Here is an 8,057-nt window from a genome sequence, read left to right on the forward strand (position 1 = left end):
CCTGCCAACGCCGCGGCGGGATGCAGGACCCGCCGCGGCGCCGGGGCGGCGCGTGCGATGGACGTACGCGTTTTGTTCTCACATGTCAAGACTTTTGTCACAAGATGCGCACAAGATCCCCGCTGCATCTCCCTCCCCCCTCTGCGGGCAGGGCAATCGCATACGCCGAGCGCACCTAACCCCGGTGAGGCGCGGGTTCCCTCTCCCGTGCGGGAGAGGGACAGGGTGAGGGACCCGGAGCTTTACGGATTGAGCGCCGTGCTTCCGCGGCTATGGCCAGCCTCATCCGGAACGTTCTCATCCCTCACCCCAACCCTCTCCCGCACGGGAGAGGGAGCGCGGTGCGGTTCACGCGTACGCATCGTGGCACCTCGCGATGCGATCGGCTCAGATCGTCGTCCGGCGCTCGATCGCTGCGAGGATCGTCTCGCGGACACCCTCAAGGTTCGCCGCAACATCATCATTGTCGATGCGCAGAACCTCGAAGCCGCATCGCATGAGCATCTCGGTTCGCCGAGCATCGCTCGACCGCTCGACATCGCTCCCGTGCGTCGCCCCATCGACCTCGACGACGAGCCTGGCCGCGAGACAGGCGAAATCCGCGACCGCCCCGCCGACCGGGAACTGGCGGCGGAACTTCCAGCCATTGAGTCGGCCGTTGCGCAAGGCGCTCCAGAGGCGCGCTTCGGCCGCCGTCTGCCGGTGCCGAAGCGTCTGCGCGATGCTGCGCGCCTCGGGCATCGGGAGCGCGCTGCTCCTACTCCGCCGCCGCCCGCGCGCCGTAGCCCAACCGCCCGTTCAGCTCCTCGATGAGCTTCACGGCGGCCTCCGCGATCACGGTGCCGGGCGGGAAGATCGCCGAGGCGCCAGCCGCATGGAGCGCGTCGTAGTCGCCCGGCGGGATCACGCCGCCGACCACGATCATCACGTCGTCGCGCCCCTCGGCGGCCAGCGCCGCCCGCAGCTCCGGCACCAGGGTGAGGTGGCCGGCCGCCAGCGAGGAGACGCCCACGATGTGCACGTCGTTCTCCACCGCCTGCCGCGCGGCCTCGGCGGGCGTGGCGAAGAGCGGCCCGATATCCACGTCGAAGCCGAGATCCGCGAAGGCCGAGGCGATCACCTTCTGGCCGCGGTCGTGCCCGTCCTGGCCCATCTTGGCGACCAGGATGCGGGGCCGCCGCCCGTCGTTCTCCTCGAAGGCCTCCACGAGGCCCCGCACCCGCTCGACCACAGGCGACATGCCGCCGACCTCCCGCTTGTAGACGCCCGAGATCGAGCGGATCTCGGCCCGGTGCCGGCCCCAGGCCCGCTCCAGCGCCTCCGAGATCTCGCCGACCGTGGCCTTGGCCCGCGCAGCGTTCACAGCCAGTTCGAGCAGGTTGCCCGCGCCGTCCGCCGCCTGCGTGAGACGGCTGAGCGCCGCGTCCACGTCGGCCTGGTTGCGCTCGGAGCGCAGGCGCTTGAGCTTGTCGATCTGGAGGTTCCGCACGTTGCCGTTGTCGACGCGCAAGAGCTCGATCGTCATCTCGTCGTCGGGCTTGAACTTGTTGATGCCGACGATCGTCTGCCGGCCCGAATCGATCCGGGCCTGGGCGCGGGCCGCCGCCTCCTCGATCCGGAGCTTCGGGATGCCGGCCTCGATCGCCTTGGCCATGCAGCCGAGGCTCTCGACCTCGCGGATGTGCTCCCAGGCGCGGGCCACGATGTCGGCGGTGAGCCGCTCGACGTAGTACGAGCCACCCCAGGGATCGACGATGCGGGTGGTGCCCGATTCCTGCTGCAGGAAGAGCTGCGTGTTGCGCGCGATCCGGGCCGAGAAGTCGGTCGGCAGCGCGAGCGCCTCGTCGAGCGCGTTGGTGTGGAGCGACTGCGTGCCCCCTTGCGTCGCTGCCATCGCCTCGATGGCGGTCCGGGTGACGTTGTTGAACACGTCCTGCGCGGTGAGCGACCAGCCGCTCGTCTGCGAGTGGGTGCGGAGCGGCAGCGACTTGTCCGACTTCGGCTCGAACTCCTTGACGAGCTTCGCCCAGATCAGGCGCGCGGCCCGCATCTTGGCGACCTCCATGAAGAAGTTCGTCGAGATCGCCCAGAAGAAGGACAGGCGCGGGGCGAACTGGTCGATGGTCAGGCCCGCGGCCAGACCCGCCTTGATGTACTCGACGCCGTCGGCGAGCGTGTAGGCGAGTTCGAGGTCGTTCGTGGCGCCTGCCTCCTGCATGTGGTAGCCGGAGATCGAGATCGAGTTGAACTTCGGCATGTTGGCCGAGGTGTAGGCGAAGATGTCCGAGATGATCCGCATCGATCCCTTGGGGGGATAGATGTAGGTGTTGCGGACCATGAACTCCTTGAGGATGTCGTTCTGGATGGTGCCGGCGAGCTTGGCTGGCGGCACGCCCTGCTCCTCGGCCGCCACGATGTAGAGGGCGAGCACGGGCAGCACCGCGCCGTTCATCGTCATCGACACGGTCATCTCGTCCAGCGGAATGCCGGAGAAGAGCGTGCGCATGTCGTAGATCGAATCGATCGCCACGCCCGCCATGCCGACGTCGCCCGAGACGCGCGGGTGGTCCGAATCGTAGCCGCGGTGGGTGGCCAGATCGAAGGCGACCGAGAGGCCCTTCTGCCCGGCGGCGAGGTTGCGCCGGTAGAAGGCGTTCGAGTCCTCGGCCGTCGAGAAGCCCGCGTATTGCCGGATCGTCCACGGTTGCGTGACGTACATGGTGGGGTAGGGGCCCCGCAGGTACGGCGCGAGGCCCGGATAGGTGTGCAGGAATTCGAGCCCCGCCCGGTCCTCGGGCCCGTAGGCGGGCTTCACCGGGATGCCCTCGGGGCTCATCCAGGGCTCGCCCGGCGCGGGCGGCGGGACCGGCAGCGGCGCGCCCGAGAACGGGACCTCGGCGAAGTTCGGGATGCGGGACATCGTGCGGGACTCGGGCGAGGGGCAGGCGTCAGCCCCGTTCGGGGCGGTTTGGCCTGCATTATAAGGACGGTTCGGGTGCGGGCTACTCCCCGTGCGGCGGAGGCCGCATGAGAATCCCCGCCCGGATGTCTCGGCGGCCCGTTGAAGCGTGGCCGTGCCGCCCTAGTCGTTACGGCCGAGGCTCGCGCCCGATCGCGATGCGCCTCCACGAAGACGCGTCCCGAAGGAAAAGCCCCCGCCGATGGCCCTCAAGACCGTTCCGACCCAGCCCTTCCCGGACCAGAAGCCCGGCACCTCGGGCCTGCGCAAGAAGGTGCCGGTCTTCCGCCAGCCGCACTACGTCGAGAACTTCGTCCAGGCGATCTTCGACACGATTCCGGATCGCGACGGGGAGACCCTGGTGATCGGCGGCGACGGGCGCTTCCTCAACCGGGAGGTGGTGCAGACCGCGATCAGGATCGCGGCGGCCAACGGGTTCGGGCGGGTGCTGGTGGGGCAGGGCGGCCTGCTCTCGACGCCCGCCGCCTCCTGCGTGATCCGGAAACACGGGGCGGTCGGCGGCCTCGTGCTCTCGGCGAGCCACAATCCCGGCGGGCCCGAGGGCGATTTCGGCATCAAGTTCAACACGCGGAACGGCGGCCCGGCGCCCGAGAGCATCACCGCGGCGATCTTCGAGCGGGCGAAGGCGATCACCGAGTACCGCATCGCCGACGGGCCGGACCTCGATCTCGAGCGGCTCGGCGACGCGACGGTAGAGGGGATGACCGTCACGGTGATCGATCCGGTCGCGGACTACGCGGCGCTGATGCGCGAGCTCGTCGATTTCGACGCGATCCGGGCGCTCTTCGCGGGCGGCTTCCGCATGCGCTTCGACGCGATGAGCGCGGTCACGGGGCCCTACGCCCGGGCGATCCTGGAGGGCGAGCTGGGAGCGGCCCCCGGCACCGTGGTCAACGCGGTGCCGCAGGAGGATTTCGGCGGACACCACCCGGACCCGAACCCGGTCCACGCGCGCGAACTCTTCGACCTGATGCACGGGCCGGACGCCCCCGATTTCGGCGCGGCCTCGGACGGGGACGGCGACCGCAACATGATCGTGGCGCCCGGCCTCTTCGTGACGCCGAGCGACAGCCTCGCGGTGCTCGCCGCCCACGCCCACCGGGCGCCGGGTTACGCGAGCGGCTTGGCGGGCATCGCCCGCTCGATGCCGACGAGCCGGGCCGCCGACCGGGTCGCGGAAAAGCTCGGGATCCGGGCCTACGAGACGCCGACCGGCTGGAAGTTCTTTGGCAACCTCTTGGACGCCGGGCTGATCACGCTCTGCGGCGAGGAGAGCGCGGGCACCGGCTCGAACCACGTGCGCGAGAAGGACGGGCTCTGGGCGGTGCTGCTCTGGCTCAACATCCTGGCGACGACCGGAGAGCGGGCCGACGCCATCGTGCGCGCCCACTGGGCAACGTTCGGGCGGGACTACTACACCCGGCACGATTACGAGGAGATCGAGAGCGCGGCCGCCGAGCGGCTGATGCAGGGGCTTCGCGAGAAGCTCGCCGCGCTGCCGGGGCAGAGCTTCGCCGGCCTCACCGTCGCGAGCGCCGACGACTTCCGCTACGTCGATCCGGTCGACGGCTCGGTCACCGACCGGCAGGGCGTGCGCATCGGGTTCGCCGAGGATGCGCGGGTGGTCTACCGGCTCTCGGGCACCGGCACGGCGGGGGCGACGCTCCGGGTCTACATCGAGCGCTACGACCGCGACACGCACGACGCCGACCCGGTCCAGGTGCTCGCCCCGGTGGTGGAGGCCGCCCGCGCCATCGCGCGGATCGCGGAGATCACCGGGCGGGATGAACCGAGCGTCGTGACCTGATCCGGGCTCGGGCCGGAACGACCGTCTCCCTCCCCCGCAGAGGGGGGAGGGAGCGCGGCGCGGCCGCCTGTCATCCAGGCGTCATCTCCGCGCCCGAAAGCCTGCCGGACCCGCGCGGAGCCCTATCTCCCGCCGACGCCGTCCGACAGGAGCCCGCCCATGGACTTCCACCGCCGCTTCACCGTGCTGATGTGCACGCCGACGTTCGATCCGGGCGATCTGGAGGGCGCGCGGGTCGATCAGATCGTGGCGGCGGTCGAGCAGCGCGGCTTCGAGGTGGTGCGGGCGCGCCGCGTCGAGGACGCGGCCATCGCCGTGCAGACCGACGCCGCGGTCGGCTGCCTCGTGGTCGATTGGGGCAAGCGCGGCCTCGACGGCAAGGCCGCCGCCCTCATCGACATGATGCGCAAGCGCGGCCTGGAGATGCCGATCGTCATCATGGTGCGCCGCAAGCGCCTGGAGGACATCCCGGTCGAACTCCTCGACTTCATCGACGGCTACATCTTCCTGGCCGAGGAGACGCCGGAATTCATCGCCCGCGGCCTCGTCAGCCGCGTGACCCAGTACGCCGAGACCCTGAAGACGCCGTTCTTCGGCGCGCTGGTCGATTACGCCGAGAAGGGCAACCAGCTCTGGACCTGCCCGGGCCACAACGGCGGCATTTTTTATAACCGCTCCCCGATCGGACGGATCTTCGTGGAGCATCTCGGCGAGGCGATTTTTCGCGATGACCTCGACAATTCCGTTCTCGATCTCGGCGACCTCCTGACCCACGAGGGCCCGGCGCTCAAGGCCCAGAAGGAGGCGGCGCAGATCTTCGGGGCCGAAAAAACCTACTTCGTCCTCAACGGCACCTCGGCCTCGAACAAGATCGTGCTGTCCTCGCTGGTGGCCGAGGGCGACCTCGTGCTGTTCGACCGCAACAACCACAAGGCGGCCCATCACGGCGCGCTCTTCCTCGGCGGCGGCATCCCGATCTTCTTGGAAACGGACCGGAACGCCTACGGGCTGATCGGGCCGATCTACCACGAGGCGCTCGACGAGACCCGCATCCGCGAGAAGATCCGGGCCAACCCGCTGGTCAAGGACCGCGAGGCGTGGCGCAAGGAGCGTCCGTTCCGCGTCGCGGTGATCGAGCAGTGCACCTACGACGGCACGATCTACGACGCCCAGGAGATTCTGGAGCGGATTGGGCACCTGTGCGACTACATCCTGTTCGACGAGGCCTGGGCGGGCTTCATGAAGTTCCACCCGCTCTACCAGCGCCGCTTCGCCATGGGGCTGACCGGGCTCGACGAGACCGCGCCCGGCATCATCGCCACGCAATCGACCCACAAGCAGCTCGCGAGCTTCAGCCAGGCCTCGCAGATCCACACCAAGGACGGGCACATCCGCGGGCAGACCCGGCGCGTCGAGCACCGGCGGCTCAACGAGAGCTTCCTCGTCCACGCCTCGACCTCGCCGTTCTATCCCCTGTTCGCCTCGCTCGACGTCGGCGCCCAGATGATGAAGGGCCGCTCCGGCATGATCCTCTGGGACGACACGATCCGGCTCGGCATCGAGTGGCGGAAAAAAGCGCGCGCCATCCGCAAGGAGTTCGAGAACGAGCGCGATCCCCTCAAGCGCTGGTTCTTCGATCCCTTCGTGCCGGACGTGACGAAGACCGCGGAGGGGGCCGAGGTCCCCTGGGAGAGCGTGCCGACGGACGAGCTCGCCTCCAACCCGCGGCACTGGGAACTGACGCCGGGCGCGCGCTGGCACGGCTTCACCCACGTCTCCCCGGGCTACGCGATCACCGACCCGAACAAGCTCACCGTGCTCACCCCCGGCTTCGACCGGCAGACGGGGGAATATGCCGAGCACGGCGTGCCGGCCCCGATCGTGGCGCAGTACCTGCGCGAGAACCGGATCGTGCCGGAGAAGAACGACCTGAACTCGCTGCTCTTCCTGCTGACGCCGGGCGTGGAATCCTCCAAGGCCGGCACGCTGATCTCGGGCCTCGTCGCCTTCAAGCGCCTGCACGACGAGAACGCGCCGCTGGAGGAGGCGATGCCGGAATTCGTGCGGCGCCGGCCCGCCCGCTACGCCGGGGTGCGCCTGCGCGACCTCTGCGCCGACTACCACGCGTTCCACCGCGAGGCGAACACCTCAAGCCTGCAGCGCAAGCAGTTCGCGCCCGAGCACCTGCCCGAGATGGTGATGGCCCCGAAGGACGCGGCCCAGATGCTGACCCGCAACCACGTCGACTTCGTGCCGATCGCCGAGGCCGAGGGGCGTGTGGCCACCACCTTGCTTCTGGTCTACCCGCCCGGGATCGGCACGGTGCTGCCCGGCGAGCGGATCGATGAGCGCGCCAAGCCCATGCTCGACTATTTCAAGATGTTCGAGGCGGCCTCCAACCTGTTCCCGGGCTTCGAGGCCGAGATCCAGGGGGTCTACCGCCAGCACGAGCCGGACGGGCGCATCCGCTTCTACACCTACGTGCTGCGCGAGGGGCATTGATGCCGGTCGCGGCCGATCCCGGCATCGTCATCCGCCCCTCCTCGGACGTGGACGTGCCGGCGATGATCGCGATCTACGAGCACCACATCCGCCGGGGCGTCGGCGACACGGGCGAGTTCGAGGAGGAGCGCCTGCTCCCCGACGACCTGAAGCGCCGCCGCAAGACCATGCGCAAGAAGCGCCTGCCCCATCTGGTGGCCGAGCGCGACGGGCAGGTGGCGGGCTACGCCTACGCGGTGCCGTTCCGCAAGCGGCCCGCCTACCGCTTCACCCTGAAGCACTCGATCTACGTGCACCCCGAGCACCTGCATGCCGGGATCGGCCGGCGCCTGCTGCCGGCCCTGATCGAGGCCTGCGCGGCCGGCGGCTACCGGCAGATCATCGGCTACATCGACGCGGAGAACGAGGCGTCCTTGCGCCTGCACGAGGCCTGCGGCTTCGCCCGCGTCGGGTACCTTGCGGGGGTCGGCTACAAGTACGGGCGCTGGAGCGACAGCGTGATGGTCCAGTGCCCTCTGGGTACGGGCTCCGAGGACCAGCCCGCCGCGTGGCGCCGGCCGGAGCCGGCCCCCGTCGAGACCCTGGTGGCGGCCCACGAGTGGCAGGGGGAGTGAGGCGGGGTCGGATGATCGCTAGGGCGCCGCGGGATTGCCCTCTCCCCCTCTGCGGGCAGAGCAATCCCATATGGCGGATCCCTGCCTCGGATCGGGCCTGAACCGCGCCGCGCTCCCTCTCCCGTGCGGGAGAGGGTTGGGGTGAGGGATGAGA

Annotated in this window: 5 protein-coding genes; 3 read left to right on the forward strand and 2 right to left on the reverse strand. The window is 69.7% G+C overall.

From position 1 onward, the window contains the following. Positions 1-387 precede the first annotated feature (387 nt). Positions 388-741 carry a DUF559 domain-containing protein gene (locus AX737_RS09960; RefSeq protein ID WP_066920992.1) on the reverse strand — a complete coding sequence of 118 codons (354 nt, stop codon included), beginning with the start codon at positions 739-741 and terminating at the stop codon, positions 388-390. 16 nt (positions 742-757) lie between these two features. Then, positions 758-2,920 carry a methylmalonyl-CoA mutase gene (gene scpA / locus AX737_RS09965; protein ID WP_066920994.1) on the reverse strand — a complete coding sequence of 721 codons (2,163 nt, stop codon included), beginning with the start codon at positions 2,918-2,920 and terminating at the stop codon, positions 758-760. Between the two features lie 241 nt (positions 2,921-3,161). Between scpA and AX737_RS09970 the strand changes: the two genes are divergently transcribed. The 3 genes from AX737_RS09970 to AX737_RS09980 all read left to right on the forward strand — a co-directional run bounded on the left by AX737_RS09970 (position 3,162) and on the right by AX737_RS09980 (position 7,903). Next, positions 3,162-4,787, forward strand: a complete 1,626-nt coding sequence (locus AX737_RS09970) for an alpha-D-glucose phosphate-specific phosphoglucomutase (RefSeq protein ID WP_066920996.1) — start codon at positions 3,162-3,164, stop codon at positions 4,785-4,787. A gap of 159 nt (positions 4,788-4,946) precedes the next feature. Next, positions 4,947-7,289, forward strand: coding sequence for an Orn/Lys/Arg decarboxylase N-terminal domain-containing protein (locus AX737_RS09975; RefSeq protein ID WP_066920998.1), 2,343 nt, complete (start codon positions 4,947-4,949; stop codon positions 7,287-7,289). Next, on the forward strand, positions 7,289-7,903 hold the full coding sequence (locus AX737_RS09980; RefSeq protein WP_066920999.1) for a GNAT family N-acetyltransferase: 615 nt from the start codon (positions 7,289-7,291) through the stop codon (positions 7,901-7,903). The genes AX737_RS09975 and AX737_RS09980 overlap by 1 nt, the downstream gene beginning before the upstream one ends. Positions 7,904-8,057 lie beyond the last annotated feature (154 nt).

Source organism: Methylobacterium sp. CCH5-D2 (assembly GCF_001556475.1).
Taxonomy (GTDB): domain Bacteria; phylum Pseudomonadota; class Alphaproteobacteria; order Rhizobiales; family Beijerinckiaceae; genus Methylobacterium; species Methylobacterium hispanicum.

Bases quoted from the DNA above. Each gene is read 5' to 3' on its own strand.
- AX737_RS09960 (WP_066920992.1), bottom strand. From the start codon at position 741: ATGCCCGAGGCGCGCAGCATCGCGCAGACGCTTCGGCACCGGCAGACG.
- scpA (WP_066920994.1), bottom strand. From the start codon at position 2,920: ATGTCCCGCATCCCGAACTTCGCCGAGGTCCCGTTCTCGGGCGCGCCG.
- AX737_RS09970 (WP_066920996.1), top strand. From the start codon at position 3,162: ATGGCCCTCAAGACCGTTCCGACCCAGCCCTTCCCGGACCAGAAGCCC.
- AX737_RS09975 (WP_066920998.1), top strand. From the start codon at position 4,947: ATGGACTTCCACCGCCGCTTCACCGTGCTGATGTGCACGCCGACGTTC.
- AX737_RS09980 (WP_066920999.1), top strand. From the start codon at position 7,289: ATGCCGGTCGCGGCCGATCCCGGCATCGTCATCCGCCCCTCCTCGGAC.